The organism is Brevundimonas sp. RM1, assembly GCF_052907225.1.
In genome coordinates, this window is the sequence record NZ_JBRERY010000011.1 from 69,378 (window position 1) to 82,996 (window position 13,619).

At 65.6% G+C, this 13,619-nt stretch carries 14 protein-coding genes; 5 read left to right on the forward strand and 9 right to left on the reverse strand.

The genetic code is table 11. The features are described from left to right. Positions 1 to 9 precede the first annotated feature (9 nt). Together ACU5AP_RS11520 and rnr are read right to left on the reverse strand one after the other, a co-directional pair. Positions 10 to 717: an NUDIX hydrolase gene (locus ACU5AP_RS11520; protein WP_128719814.1), complete on the reverse strand. Its 708-nt coding sequence runs from the start codon at positions 715 to 717 to the stop codon at positions 10 to 12. Next, positions 714 to 3,029 carry a ribonuclease R gene (gene rnr / locus ACU5AP_RS11525; RefSeq protein ID WP_112999321.1) on the reverse strand — a complete coding sequence of 772 codons (2,316 nt, stop codon included), beginning with the start codon at positions 3,027 to 3,029 and terminating at the stop codon, positions 714 to 716. The genes ACU5AP_RS11520 and rnr overlap by 4 nt, the downstream gene beginning before the upstream one ends. 112 nt (positions 3,030 to 3,141) lie before the next feature. Between rnr and ACU5AP_RS11530 the strand changes: the two genes are divergently transcribed. Genes ACU5AP_RS11530 through ACU5AP_RS11540 form a run of 3 tightly spaced genes read left to right on the forward strand, consistent with a single transcriptional unit; the run spans position 3,142 to position 7,007 of the window. After that, positions 3,142 to 4,545, forward strand: a complete 1,404-nt coding sequence (locus ACU5AP_RS11530) for a pyridoxal-phosphate dependent enzyme (protein WP_128719815.1) — start codon at positions 3,142 to 3,144, stop codon at positions 4,543 to 4,545. Positions 4,546 to 4,549: 4 nt separating this feature from the next. Next, a complete protein-coding gene (locus ACU5AP_RS11535) occupies positions 4,550 to 5,713 on the forward strand; it encodes a cystathionine gamma-synthase (RefSeq protein WP_003164455.1) in 1,164 nt (387 codons plus the stop codon). Positions 5,714 to 5,768: 55 nt separating this feature from the next. Next, complete coding sequence (locus ACU5AP_RS11540) at positions 5,769 to 7,007, forward strand: mechanosensitive ion channel family protein (protein ID WP_446681261.1); 1,239 nt, start codon at positions 5,769 to 5,771, stop codon at positions 7,005 to 7,007. A gap of 98 nt (positions 7,008 to 7,105) precedes the next feature. Here ACU5AP_RS11540 and ACU5AP_RS11545 read toward each other — a convergent pair whose 3' ends face one another. From ACU5AP_RS11545 to ACU5AP_RS11565, 5 genes are all read right to left on the reverse strand, one after another. Then, complete coding sequence (locus ACU5AP_RS11545; protein WP_003164457.1) at positions 7,106 to 7,318, reverse strand: cold-shock protein; 213 nt, start codon at positions 7,316 to 7,318, stop codon at positions 7,106 to 7,108. A 169-nt stretch (positions 7,319 to 7,487) separates the two neighbouring features. After that, complete coding sequence (locus ACU5AP_RS11550) at positions 7,488 to 7,694, reverse strand: hypothetical protein (protein WP_003164458.1); 207 nt, start codon at positions 7,692 to 7,694, stop codon at positions 7,488 to 7,490. A 65-nt stretch (positions 7,695 to 7,759) separates the two neighbouring features. Continuing rightward, positions 7,760 to 8,470: a TorF family putative porin gene (locus tag ACU5AP_RS11555; RefSeq protein WP_128719817.1), complete on the reverse strand. Its 711-nt coding sequence runs from the start codon at positions 8,468 to 8,470 to the stop codon at positions 7,760 to 7,762. A 35-nt stretch (positions 8,471 to 8,505) separates the two neighbouring features. Next, positions 8,506 to 9,432 carry an NAD(P)H-dependent flavin oxidoreductase gene (locus ACU5AP_RS11560; RefSeq protein ID WP_446681262.1) on the reverse strand — a complete coding sequence of 309 codons (927 nt, stop codon included), beginning with the start codon at positions 9,430 to 9,432 and terminating at the stop codon, positions 8,506 to 8,508. 86 nt (positions 9,433 to 9,518) lie between these two features. Continuing rightward, positions 9,519 to 10,046, reverse strand: coding sequence for a ClbS/DfsB family four-helix bundle protein (locus ACU5AP_RS11565; RefSeq protein WP_138141593.1), 528 nt, complete (start codon positions 10,044 to 10,046; stop codon positions 9,519 to 9,521). A 264-nt stretch (positions 10,047 to 10,310) separates the two neighbouring features. Here ACU5AP_RS11565 and queF point away from each other — a divergent pair, with 264 nt between their 5' ends. Next, positions 10,311 to 10,772 (forward strand): preQ(1) synthase, encoded by a 462-nt coding sequence (queF, locus tag ACU5AP_RS11570; protein ID WP_024353990.1) that lies wholly within the window; start codon positions 10,311 to 10,313, stop codon positions 10,770 to 10,772. A gap of 2 nt (positions 10,773 to 10,774) precedes the next feature. Here queF and ACU5AP_RS11575 read toward each other — a convergent pair whose 3' ends face one another. After that, positions 10,775 to 11,935 carry a hypothetical protein gene (locus tag ACU5AP_RS11575; RefSeq protein WP_312991602.1) on the reverse strand — a complete coding sequence of 387 codons (1,161 nt, stop codon included), beginning with the start codon at positions 11,933 to 11,935 and terminating at the stop codon, positions 10,775 to 10,777. 164 nt (positions 11,936 to 12,099) lie between these two features. Here ACU5AP_RS11575 and ACU5AP_RS11580 point away from each other — a divergent pair, with 164 nt between their 5' ends. Next, entirely contained in the window at positions 12,100 to 12,972 is an 873-nt protein-coding gene (locus ACU5AP_RS11580) for a DUF817 domain-containing protein (protein ID WP_446681263.1), read from the forward strand. A gap of 133 nt (positions 12,973 to 13,105) precedes the next feature. Here ACU5AP_RS11580 and ACU5AP_RS11585 read toward each other — a convergent pair. Beyond that, positions 13,106 to 13,619, reverse strand: a 514-nt coding sequence (locus ACU5AP_RS11585) for a nitroreductase family protein (protein WP_446681264.1), incomplete at its 5' end; no start/stop codon positions are given.

Sequence of the window (13,619 nt, forward strand, 5' to 3'; positions counted from 1 at the left end):
GCCGCTGCGTCAGTCCTGATGGTCGATGACGTGGCGGCCGCGCACCATGTGCACGAAGGGCAGGGGGCGCTGCGGCGTCTCCAGCCGCTCGGCGACCTCGCCCAGCACGAAGCGGGTGATGGCGGGCAGGTCTAGGTTTCGCGCTTCGTCCAGCGGAATCCAGGCGATCTCGTCCAGTTCGCCTGAGCCTTCGATCCGATCGGGATCGCGCAGGGCCTCGACCGGGGCCATGAAGAAGCGGGCGTCGAAACGTCGGGTGCGGCCCGGCGGCGTGATGGCGCGCGCCACATAGGACAGGACCGACAGGTCCGGCAGGGCGCCCGCCTGACGATAGTCCCGCCACGGTCCGGCGACCGAGGCGGCCGGCGCGGCGCGGCCCAGGATCAGCCCGGTTTCCTCAAAGGTCTCGCGCACGGCGGCCAGGGCCAGGGCGCGGGCGCGGCGGGCGGGCATCTCCGCCTGCAATCGTCGCGCGGCGTCATGCGACAGGGCCCCGTCGTCGGCGGCGTTGAAGTCCGCCCGTTCGATGCGTCCGCCCGGAAACACCCACTTCGACGCCATGAAGACGTGGCCCGGCGCCCGGCGGCCCATCAGCACCTCAGGACGCCTGGCGTCGCGGGTCAGGATCAGGGTCGCCGCGTCCTTGGGGCGTTGAGCGCCGCCGACACGGGGCGCGTCGGCCAGATCTTGGGCTGCGTCGAAGGGGAGGGGCTTCACCGCCGCTTGCCCTTTCGGACGCCTTTCAGGCCGCCGGAGGGCTTGGCGCCGTTGCGGGGCTTGGGACCGCCGGGGCGGCCTTTGCCGCGCTTGGGCGGGCCGTCTCCCCCGCGTCCGCGCATGCCGTAGCGCGGGGCCGGGGCGTTGGGATCGCGCGGATCCGGCTCGGACAGCATTTCCAGCACCAGACCGCCGGTGACGGGCGTGGCCTCCATCAGCCGCACCTCGACGCGGCGGCCCAGCGGGAAGCGCTTGCCGGAGCGTTCGCCGACCAAGGCGTGGGCGCGGTCGTCGTGGGTGAAATACTCGTCGCCCAGCGTCGAGACCGGGACCAGTCCGTCGGCGCCCGTCTCGTCGAGCCGGATGAACAGGCCGAAGCGGGTGACGCCGGTGATGCGGCCGCTGAAGGTCGCGCCGACGTGCTCCTCCAGGAAGGCGGCGATGTAGCGGTCCATGGCGTCGCGCTCGGCCGCCATGGAGCGGCGCTCGGTCTCGGTGACGTGTTCGGCGATGCCGCCCAGTTCGGCGATCTCGCGGTCGGTCAGGCCGTCCGATCCCAGCTTCAACCCCCGGATCAGTCCGCGATGGACGATCAGGTCGGAATAGCGCCGGATGGGCGAAGTGAAGTGGGCGTAGCGGTCCAGATGCAGACCGAAGTGGCCGACGTTCTCGGGGCTGTAGATGGCCTGCATCTGGGTGCGCAGGACGACTTCGTTGACGACCTCGGCGTGCGAGGTGTCGCGGGTCTCCTCCAGCAGCTTGTTGAAGCGTTTGGTGTTCGGCGCCTCGCCCTTGTTCCACGGCTTGCCGATGGTGTGCAGGAAGTCGGCCAGGTTGAAGATCTTCTCCTGACTGGGCGTGTCGTGGACGCGATAGATCAGCGGCGTGTGCGTCTTCTCCAGCGTCTCGGCGGCGCAGACGTTGGCCTGGATCATCATCTCTTCGATCAGGCGGTGGGCCTCCAGCGACTTGCGCGGCTCGATGCCGGCGATGCCGCCGTCGGGCGACATGATGATGCGGCGCTCAGGGCTTTCGATGGCCAGGGGGCTGCGGCGTTCGCGGCCCTTCAGCATCGTGCGATAGGCGTTCCACAGCGGATAGAGGATCGCCTCCATGATCGGTCCGGTGACGTCATCCAGCAGGCCGTCGATGGCCGATTGCGCCTGCTCGTAGGACAGCTTGGCGTGGCTGCGCATCAGCCCGCGCGTGAACTTGTGCCCGGTCTTGCGGCCGTCCTTGTCGAAGACCATGCGCACGGCCATGCAGGCGCGGTTCTCGCCCTGCTTCAGGCTGCACAGGCCGTTGGACAGCACTTCCGGCAGCATCGGCTCGACCCGGTCGGGGAAGTAGGTCGAGTTGCCCTTGGCCCGCGCCTCGCGGTCCAGCGCCGTATTGGGGCGCACATAGGCGGCGACGTCGGCGATGGCGACCCAGACGATCCAGCCGCCGTTGTTCTTGGGGTCTTCGTCGCGCTCGGCGTAGACGGCGTCGTCATGATCCCGCGCGTCGGCGGGGTCGATGGTGATGAAGGGGACGTGGCGCAGGTCTTCGCGCCCCTTCAGCGTCGGGACGGCCTGATCCTCGGCCTCGCGCTCGACGGCCTCGGAGAAGCCGGTCGGCACCCCGTGGGCGTGGATGGCGATGATGGAAGCGGCGCGCGGGTCGTCCTCGCGCCCGATGTTCTCGATAATCTTGCCGCGCTTGGGACCGTAGCGATGCTCGCCCTTCTCGACGGCGGCCAGCACCAAGTCGCCGTCGCGCAGGTCCGTCGCCTGGGCGGCGGGCACCAGCAGCACGTCCTTGGAGCGCTTGTCGACCGGCTCGACCCGCGTCTCGCGCCCGCCCTTGCGGATGACGCCCAACACGCGGTTGGTTCCGGCGTCCAGCCGCTTGACCAGGCGCGCCTCCCAGCCTTCGACGCCCCGGCTGAACTTGACCAGCAGGCGGTCGCCCATGCCGGGCGCCGGGCCGCGACCCTCGCGGTCGGGCATCAGGACGGCGCGCGGCGCGTCCTCGCTGCTCTTGACCAGTTCGACGTATAGTTCGCCGTCGGCGTCGCGATCCACGACATCGACCACCCCGACGGGGGGCAGGGCGCCGGCTTCGGAAAAGCCCTTGCGGCCGCGCTTGCCCAGGCGGCCCTCGGCCTCAAGCTCCTTCAGCATGTCGCGCAGGGCGCGGCGCTCGGCGCCCTTCAGGCCGAAGGCGCGCGCGATGTCGGCCTTTTCGGCTTCTCCGGCCTCGCGCAGGAAGGCGACGAGGGATTCTTTGTCGGGCAGGCCCGCGACGGGGCGTTTCGGTGTCTTGACCATTGCGCCCTTTCTAACGCGCTTCGCGGCGAAAGGGTGAAAACTTGCATGAGTTGACCGCGAGGGTCGCGACGCCCAGCTTCCCCCTGAAACCCGTGCAACGGAGCCTGCCTTCATGTCGATGACCGACACCCCTGTTCTCAGCCGTCCGGCCAAGACCCTGCTGGACCTGATCGGCAAGACGCCGATGGTCGAGGTGACGCGGATCGACACCGGCCCCTGCCGTCTGTTCCTGAAGCTGGAGAGCCAGAACCCCGGCGGCTCCATCAAGGACCGCATCGCCCTGTCGATGATCGAGGCGGCGGAAAAGCAGGGCTGGCTGAAGCCGGGCGGCACCATCGTCGAGGCCACGGCGGGCAACACCGGCCTGGCCCTGACCCTGGTCGGCAAGCAGAAGGGCTACAACGTCCTGCTGGTCATTCCCGACAAGATGTCGAAGGAGAAGATTCAGCACCTGCGCGCCATGGGCGCCGATGTGCGCCTGACCCGCTCGGACGTGCCGCACGGCCACCCGGAATACTACACCGACATGGCCGAGCGTCTGGCCCAGCAGATTCCGGGCGGCTATTTCGTCAACCAGTTCGCCAACGACGCCAACTCCGAGGCCCACTTCAAGACGACCGGCCCGGAAATCTTCGAACAGATGGACGGCGACATCGACGCCTTCGTCGCCGGGATCGGCTCGGGCGGGACGATCACCGGCAACGCCCGCTATTTCAAATCGCAAGGCTCCAAGGCCCAGATCATCCTGGCCGACCCGGTCGGCTCGGCGCTGGCGGGCCTGATCAACGAGGGCGTGGCCGGGCCGGACGGCAGCTATACCGTCGAGGGCATCGGCCAGAACTTCATGCCCGAGACGACCGATCCCGAGCTGATCGACGTCGCCTATTCCATCCCTGACGCCGAGGCGATCGCCACGGTGCGCGAACTGCTGCTGAAGGAAGGCATTCTGGCGGGGTCGTCGTCGGGCACCCTGATCGCCACGGCCCTGCGCTGGTGCCGCGAGCAGACGGAGCCGAAGCGGGTCGTGACCTTCGTCTGCGACACCGGCGCCAAATACCTGTCCAAGGTCTACAACGACGCCTGGCTGGCCGATCAGGGCCTGGCCGAGCGCGAACTGCACGGCGACCTGTCGGACCTGATCAACCGCAAATACGCCGCCGGCGACGTGGTGGTGATCGGGCCGGAGGATACCCTGGACACCGCGTTCAAGCGGATGCGCGGCGACGGCCTGTCGCAACTGCCGGTCATCCGGGACGGCCGCCTGGTCGGCATTCTGGACGAGAGCGACATCGTCCACATCATGAACACCGACGAGATCACGCGGAAGGAGCGCTTCGCCAAGCCGGTCGCCTCGGCCATGACGCGCGATCTGGACACGCTTCAGGTGACGGAGTCGCTGGACGCCCTGATCCCGGTCTTCGATCGCGACCGCGTCGCCATCGTGCTGGACGGCGAGGCCTTCGTCGGCCTGATCACCCGCACCGACCTGATCAACCACCTCAGCCTGAACCGGTAAGCCCATGTCTGAACTGAAGAACCGCCAGGGCTTTTCGACCCGCGCCATCCATGCGGGCCAGCAGCCGGACCCGACGACGGGCGCGGTGATGACGCCGATCTACGCCACCTCGACCTACGCCCAGGAAAGCCCCGGCGTGAACAAGGGCTATGAATACGCCCGCGGCAAGAACCCGACGCGCGAGGCCTTCGAGGCCTGCATCGCCGATCTGGAGGGCGGGGTTCAGGCCTTCGGCTTCGGCTCGGGCATGGCGGCGACTTCGACGGCGCTGGAACTGCTGGACGCCGGGTCGCACATCATCACCGGCGACGACCTGTATGGCGGTTCGTGGCGGCTGTTCGAGCGGGTGCGCCGTCGCTCGATGGGGCTGGACTTCAGCTACATCGACCTGACCGACCTGGCGGCGGTCGAGGCGGCGATCACCGACAAGACGCGGATGCTGTGGGTCGAGACCCCGACCAATCCGCTGATGAAGCTGGCCGACATCGAGGCCCTGTCGAAGATCGCCAAGGCGCACAAGCTGATCCTGGTGGTCGACAACACCTTCGCCACGCCGTGGAGCCAGCAGCCGCTGGCCCTGGGCGCCGACGTGGTCATGCACTCGGCGACCAAGTACCTGAACGGCCACTCCGACATCGTCGGCGGGGTTCTGGTCGCCAAGGACGCCGAGATGGCGGCCCAGCTGAAGTTCCTGCAGAACTCGATCGGCGGCGTCATGGGGCCGTTCGACGCCTTCCTGGCCAACCGGGGTCTGAAGACCCTGGGTCTGCGCATGAAGGCGCACAATGAGAACGCCCTGGCGGTGGCCCGTTGGCTGGAAGACCGGGCAGGGGTCGCCAAGGTCATCTATCCGGGTCTGGTCAGCCACCCGCAGCACGAGCTGGCCGCGCGCCAGATGAACGGTCGCTTCGGCGGTATGGTCACGGTGCTGATCGACGGCGATCTGGAGCGCACCAAGCGTGTGCTGGAGCGGGTGCAGGTCTTCACCTTGGCCGAGTCGCTGGGCGGCGTGGAGAGCCTGGTGAACCACCCGGCCATCATGACCCACGCATCCGTGCCCAAAGAGGTGCGTGAGGCGGGGGGCGTCACCGACAACCTGATCCGCCTGTCGGTCGGGGTCGAGGACATCGACGACCTGATCGCCGACCTGGATCAGGCTATCGGCTGAGGCTGATTGAGGCGCCGGGGTTCAAATCCCCGGCAGCCCTGCCTAGGCTGGGCCCATGTTTGATTTCATCGCCATGCGTGATCGCCTGGCGGAGTTCCCGACAGCGGAGATGCTGATCGGGCTCTGTCTTCTCGTCCTAGTCGCCTTTATGGCGGACTTTGTGGTCCGCCGCATCCTGACCCGACTGATCCTGCGGATCGTCGGGCGGGCGGTGCATGATCTCGACGTGCTGCTGCGCCCTGTGGTGCGCAGCTTCACCCGCGTCGTTCCGGCCGTCATCATCCATCAGGGCATAGGCGGCGTGCCGCATCTGGCGCCCGGCTTCGTCACCCTGGTCCAGAACGTGGCCGGGGCCTTCATGATCGTGGCCGTGGCCATCGGCATCGGCGCGGGTCTGGACATGGCTAACGCCCTCTACGCCCGCTCGCCGCGCGCGCATCGCCGCAGCATCAAGGGCTATCTGCAGGTTCTGAAGATCGTCATCTACGCCATCGCCACCATTCTGGTGATCGCGGCCCTGATCGACCGATCGCCCTTGCTGTTGCTGTCAGGCCTGGGTGCGCTGGCGGCGGTGCTGATGCTGGTGTTCAAGGACACCATCCTGTCGCTGGTGGCGTCGGTTCAGCTGAACTCCAACGACATGCTGCGCGTGGGCGACTGGATCGAGATGCCCCAGGTCAACGCCGACGGCGACGTCATCGACATCGCCCTGCACACGGTGAAGGTCCAGAACTGGGACAAGACTATCACCACCATCCCAACCTGGCGCCTGATCAGCGAATCCTACCGCAACTGGCGCGGGATGCAGGACAGCGGCGGGCGCCGCATCAAGCGGTCCCTGCTGATCGACCAGACCAGCGCGCGCTTCCTGACCGACGCCGAGCGTGAAAGGATGCGGCGCTTTCTGCTGATCGACGACTACCTGGCCGACAAGAGCGCCGAGATGGCCGACTGGAACGCCAAGCTGGTCGAGGCCGGGCGCGACCCGGTCAATATGCGGCGCTCGACCAACATCGGCGCCTTCCGCGCCTATGTTCAGAACTATCTGGAAAACCATCCGCGCATCCGTCAGGACATGACGCTGCTGGTGCGCCAGATGCAGCCGACGGAGACAGGGCTGCCGCTGGAGATCTACGCCTTCACCGCCACCGTGGCCTGGGCCGAGTATGAGGCGATCCAGGCGGACATCTTCGATCACCTGCTGGCGATCCTGCCTGAGTTTGACCTGCGCCTGTTCCAGTCGCCCAGCGGGGCGGACTTCGTCCAGCTGCGGCGGCCCTCGCTGGCGGCCTAGGGCGCAAAAAGAAAAGCGCGCAGAGGGCGACCCCTGCGCGCTTTAAATCCTGTCATCGTCGGCCCGTCATTGCTGACGTAGCCGGCGATGGAGCCGGATCAGCCTTCGGTCTTCAGTTGACCAGCCGATTCCTTGCCCGAGCGACGGTCGCGCTCGATTTCGTAGGAAACCTTTTGGTTTTCGTCCAGGCCGCGCAGGCCGGCTTGTTCAACAGCCGAGATGTGGACGAAGACGTCCTTGCCGCCGTCGTCCGGCTGGATGAAGCCGTAGCCCTTGGTGGAGTTGAACCATTTAACAGTGCCGGTAGCCATTTTCAGGACCTCCGCTAGAAGTTGGCCTCAGAGAACGTCCCTGAAGACCTGTCGGGTCTGTATGGATCGGCTTAGACCTCGGTGCGCGGGGCAGAAGGCAGAGCGTGACGCAGAGAGATCGACCCCTCTAAGGTGGACGCTCCGGTGTCCTAATGCAAGAGCCGGGGCGTCAGGGCTCGGCCGTTTCCGGCGGCGAAACCCAGTTCTCCTGACACAGCTTGCGCAGGGCCGAGGTGATGGTCGAGCCGTAGAGCGCATCCTGAATCCGCTCATAGCCCTCCATCTTCAGGGCTTGCTTGACGTCGCCTACCGTCCGGCAGCCGCCGCTTTCGGCCAGTTGATACGCACGTTCCAAGGTCGTCGGTCGAAAAGTCATGACCGTAGCCTAGGCCCTTTCGGGCCAAAGGTGAAACCGGGCGCCCGAAACGCGCCGCGCCCGGATCAGAAGGAAACGCTGATCCCGGCGACCAGGGCGTCGGCGTACTGCTCGCCAGGAACCTTGGCGTTGGTGCCGTGCCAGCGCAGATCGGCCTCCAGATTGCGGGTCAGGGCGTAGGATGCGCCGATGTTGTAGCCGGTGTAGTCGACGCTGTTGTCCTGCTCGCGGCGGCCGATCTCGGCCGAGACGTTCAGCTTGTCGGTGAAGTCCCAGCCGCCGCGCACCGCGACCCAGGTCCAGGCTTTCACCGAACCGGCGCCGTCGGGCGAGTGCTGCAGCCGCAGGCGCGCGCTGGCCGGGCCGATCGACCGCTTCATGTCGGCGGTGAACTCCCAGGCGTTGGCGTCATAGCCGGGGTTGGCGTCCAGCCGCCACTTGTGCGCGACGTTCAGGTCGAAGTCGAAGCCGGCCCATTGGGGACGCACGCCGCCGGCCAGTTCGACCTCCAGCTCAGAGCCGCCGCTCTTGATCGTTTCGGCGGCGGGGCTGACGTAGAAGAGGCCGCTGTCGCTTTCCCATTCCGCTGCGCCCCAGACGAAGGGATCGCCGTCCGACTTGGAGGCGTCCTTGGAGCGGTTGTCGCTGGCGGCGCCGGCGCTGAAGCTCCAGCGGCCGGGCATGTCCTGCGCCTGTGCTTGGGCCGTCGAGGCCAGGATCAGGAGCGGGGCGGTCGCCAGGACGGTCGTCTTCAGGGCGGTCGTCAGGATGCGCATGGTCGGCCTCGATAGGGGAGTGTCGAGGCCGCTTCCTAGAGGCGCTTCTTGTCGAATTTATCACAGGCTTGCGAAAACTCGTCCGTTAGCCGAGCGACAAGCTGAGCCGTTGTCGGCACGTCGTGGACGGCGCCTGACCCCTGGCCCGCCGACCAGATGGTCTTCCAGGCCTTGGCCTCCTCGCCCATGTCCAGCTTGTGCTCGGGCAGGGATTTGGGGTCGATCTTGTTCTCGACCAGGGAGGGGGTCAGGAAGTTGGCCGGAATGCCCGACACGGCGGGCGTATAGGTGATGTCGGCCGAGCCCGACTGGACGATCAGCTCCTTGTAGTGGGGCTGGGCCGCGCTCTCGGTCGTGGCGATGAAGCGGGTGCCCATATAGGCGAAGTCCGCGCCCATCATCAGCGCCGCCGCCACGTCCTGGCCGGTCGAGATGCAGCCTGCCAGGATGATGGTCCCGTCAAAGAAGCCGCGCACTTCGTTGATCAGGGCGAAGGGGTTCACCACGCCCGCGTGCCCGCCCGCGCCGTTGGCGACCAGGATCAGCCCATCGACGCCCGCCTCGGCCGCCTTGCGCGCATGACGCACATTGGCGATGTCGTGGAAGACCACGCCGCCATAGCCGTGCACCGCATCCACCACGTCGCGCACGGCGCCCAGCGAGGTGATGACCAGCGGCACCTTCTCCTCGACCGAGACCATCATGTCGGCCATCAGGCGCGAGTTGGTCGGGTGGATGATGTGGTTGACGCCGAAGGGGGCGGCGCCGGGCTTCAGCCGCGACTTGATCTCGTGCAGCCACTCCCGATAGCCCTCGGTCGTGCGCTGGTTCAGCGAGGGGAAGGTGCCGATCACGCCCGCATTGCAGGCCTCGACCACCAGATCCGGCCCGGACACCAGGAACATGGGCGAGGCGATCACCGGCAGCTTCAGGCCGGACTGCAGGGAAGCGGGAATGGCCACGGGTCGTCTCTCCTGAAGGGATAGGTTGTTTTAGGCCACGCTAACCGGGTGTCGTCGGGGAAGGCAATGCGGTTCGGCTCCCCCCGTCAGGCGCAGGCCGCCGAGGCCTGTATCGCCCTGAGCCGCTTTCTGAGCCGGGCGCGCGCATTAGCGTAGGGAGAGGACGTGTTGAACTGGATCATCCGCCCCATGGTCCATTTCCCGTCGACCCAGCAGCGCCCGTACAAGGTGTCGTCCGAACGGCTTTCGATCTCTGATACGATGCGGCTCTTGGCGGCCTCCAGCCGCTGGAGGAGGGCCGGATAGGGCAGGGCCTCATAGTCGCGATAGAATTTCTGGGCGAGGCGACCCAGTTCGCTCCACTTGAACCCGGTTTCCGGGAAGTCGACGGGCAGACCGGCCTTGTCGCGGTCCAGCCATTTGAGAACCAGCTCGTTCCATCCGATCAGATAGGAGACGAGGTTGGCGATGCTCATGCGCGTTCCGGCGGCGTGACCGTCCAGGCCGCAGTCGTCCGCCAGGTCGAGCGGAACCGCACGAAGGTCAGTCATCAGCTTGTCGAAGCTGACCTCGATCGCGCTCAACAACTCGGTCTTGCTCTGTGGGACGGCCATGATCCCGATCCTTTCCGCTTGACGTCGAGCGATCGACCGATCCGGCGACGCGCGCATTGATCTTCAGCAATCGAGGTCCGCGACGGCGCGTCGGTCTCGAGAAAAAACAGAGTCCAATTCGTCTGAATCGTCTGAAATCCCCCAGCGTCGGACGGCCGCTCTCCCCTCGGCCGCAGGGCAGTCTAGCACAGCGGCGACAGGGGGATGGCCGATTGCGGCGGGGGCGGCGTTTTCTTTGGCGGGCCGAACGCCTAAATGGCGGGCATGACGCACTATACCGACAGCCTCAGCCAACTCGGCGTCCAGACCGCCGCCCCGACCAACCCGGAAGAGGCGGTGCTGGAGCGCGTGCCCAATCCGCACGCCGACACCCTCTATGTGGCGCGCTTCACCGCGCCGGAGTTCACCAGCCTGTGCCCGGTGACGGGCCAGCCCGACTTCGCCCACATCGTCATCGACTATGTGCCCGGCGACTGGCTGGTCGAGAGCAAGAGCCTGAAGCTGTACCTGACCAGCTTCCGCAACCACGGCGCCTTCCACGAGGACTGCACCGTCGCCATCGGCAAGCGCCTGGCCGAACTGCTGCAACCGAAATGGCTGCGCATCGGCGGCTATTGGTATCCGCGCGGCGGCATCCCTATCGACGTCTTCTGGCAGACGGGCGCGCCGCTGGAGGGCGTGTGGCTGCCGGATCAGGGCGTGGCGGGGTATCGCGGGCGGGGGTGAGGCTAGAGGGTCACCGTCAGGTTCGGGAAATAGGTGGAGATGGGGGTGTCCACCACGTAGTCGGCTTCAAGTGCGCGCCGGACTTGGTTCGCTACTTCGGCACGATAGGAGTCGATGCGGGGAACCAAAGAGTAGATATCGGTCGTATCGATGGATATAGTCCGCATTTGATTTACGTCAAATGGTAGTTTGTCAGTTGAGCGAATAAGTTGAACGATGGGTAGTTTGATTGCGTGTCTTAGAGCTAGTTCGTAGAATACATTTGGATTGTGAAACGATAGGTCTGCGATTACCAATCGAGATCTCATTATGTAGTCAATGATTTGTCGGGTGATGATGCCTGGCTTGTCGATAGAATCGGCCCGGATCACTTGAAGACCAAATGTCTCTAGGGCGGGTTCTACAATGGACCCGAGGAAGAGATCCGAATGCTTACGTGGTTCGGAACCCTCGTCACCGATCGGCGCAATGTAGAAGCAGGTGCTTTCGAACTGTGCATGCTCAGATGTAATTATGCTGCCAGACGGTACTGACGGACTTGATGATGAGCTTGGTGATGATGCCGCTGGCAACTCGCTCAGAAGCATATCCAAAGAAATGATACGCTCTGCGCCGGACAGGGTTTTAAGAAGTCCGGCAAAGCGTAGGTTGACGACGAATGTATCGACGGCTTCGGCAGCATGTTCAGGCTCGATCCCGGCATCTTTCGCGGCGTCGATCAGCACCGCATGAGCGGGAAGCTTATTGCCTACAAATTTATCGTATAGTTTCTGGAATGGCTCAATCCTCGAGATTGCCAGTTCTGTCCATACGCGGGCCTGCTCACGCCTCGTCACTTGTTCATCGACGGCCTTCTGCCCTTCGGGCGTCAATTCGATGTTGTCGGCTTGAACGCCTCCGCGCGTGAGGCCGTACTTCCCGGCGTTCACAATCAGTTGGCGAGACCCGCCACTTTCCGGCGATTTCCCGAGTTGATCGAAAAGAGTGAGCCGCTTCACGGGCTGCCCGCTCCCGATACGGAATATCGCTCTCGCAAATTCTAAGGGCTCTTCAAACGTTGAAGCCGGAAAGGACCGCTGAGATCGCTTTTTTCTGAGTGCTGTCTCGGCCTTCGAGGTTGGCTCAACTTCCGCCGGGGTCTTTGCCTTGGGGGTGCGCGCCATTGATCTTCTGTGCCTCCTTGGGCGTTCCTCGATTGCCGTTATTCCAATGTAGGCGGGCATGTGGTGCGCGGCAACGCTTGGGCGAAGAATACTTCTCCATTACGTGCGGTCATCCAAAGGACGCAGGTAGCTCGAATAGTTCAGAATCCGGCTAATCTTCTTTCATGACCCCATCCTCTCGCCTCCCGCTCGAAGTCTGGGGTCGCCGCCTGATGACCCGCGCGGAGGCGTGGGCCGACCGCTCGCGCCTTCGCCGTTACGCCTATGAGTTCCTGTGGTTCGGGCTGAAGCAGGGGTGGGCGTGTCTGTTCGGCGGGGCGATGCTGGCGCTGATCCTGGGGACGTTTCTGTTCTGGCCCGTCTTGTGGCCTGAAGGTGGGGCGCCGCTGGCGCGCTATGACTTTCTGGTGCTGGGGGCGCTGGGGATACAGGCGCTGATGCTGGCCTTTCGGCTGGAGAGCTGGGAGGAGGCGCGGGTCATCTTTCTGTTCCATGTCGCCGGGACGGTCATGGAACTGTTCAAGACCTATCACGGGTCGTGGATCTATCCGGAAGAGTCGGTGCTGAGGATCGGCGCCGTGCCGCTGTTCTCGGGCTTCATGTATGCGGCGGTGGGCAGCTACATCGCGCGGGTGCAGCGCATCTTCCATATCCGGGTGCGGAACTATCCGCCGCTGTGGACGACGTGGGTGCTGGCGGCGGCGATCTACGTCAACTTCTTCGCCCATCACTGGCTGCCGGACGTGCGGCTGGCGCTGTTCGCGGCGACGGGGCTGCTGTTCATGCGGGGGTGGTTCTACTTCACCGCCGACCGGACGCGGCGGTCGATGCCGCTGCTGCTGGGCTATGGGCTGGTGGCGCTGTTCATCTGGTTTGCGGAGAACCTGGGGACGTTCGCGCGGGCCTGGGTCTATCCGGGGCAGGAGGGCGGATGGGAGATGGTCAGCCTGAACAAGCTGGGGGCGTGGTTCCTGCTGATGATCATCTCGGTGGTGCTGGTGTCGATCGTGCACCGGCCGGAGGAGGAGGGGCGGTAGGGCGCCCTTCTCCCCTTGCGGGAGAAGGTGGCCGAGCGCAGCGAGGTCGGATGAGGGGTCTCTCCGTCGTTGCAAAACCCCTCATCCGTCAGCCTTCGGCTGCCACCTTCTCCCACAAGGGGAGAAGGGAGCGTTACGGGCGCGCCGTCACCTTGTGCTCCAGATTGGGGCGAGGGCGTTCCAGCGGGGGCTCGGACAGGGAGCCGACGTGGATGAAGCCGGCGATGCTCTCGCCGTCCTCGACGCCGAACAGGGCGACGGCGGCGGGGTCGTAGGAATACCAGTCGGTGATCCAGCTGGCCGAATAGCCCAGGGCGTTAGCCGCGTGCTCCAGGTTCATGCAGACGGCGCCGGCGGACAGCTGTTGCTCCCAGACCGGCACCTTGTGGCCCTGGATCGGGGTCGAGACGACCATGACGGTCAGCGGCGGGTTGGCCAGCTTGGCCAGGGCGGCGATCTCCTTGCCGGTGCGGTTCTGGGTTTCGCCCAGGGCGGCGAGGGCCTCGGACAGTTCGGCGCGACTGCGCGGACCCAGAATGACGAAGCGCCAGGGAAACAGCTTGCCGTGGTCCGGCGTGCGGGCGCCCAGCAGCAGCATCTGCTCGATCTCGGCGTCCGAGGGGCCGGGCAGGGCCAACGACTGGGCC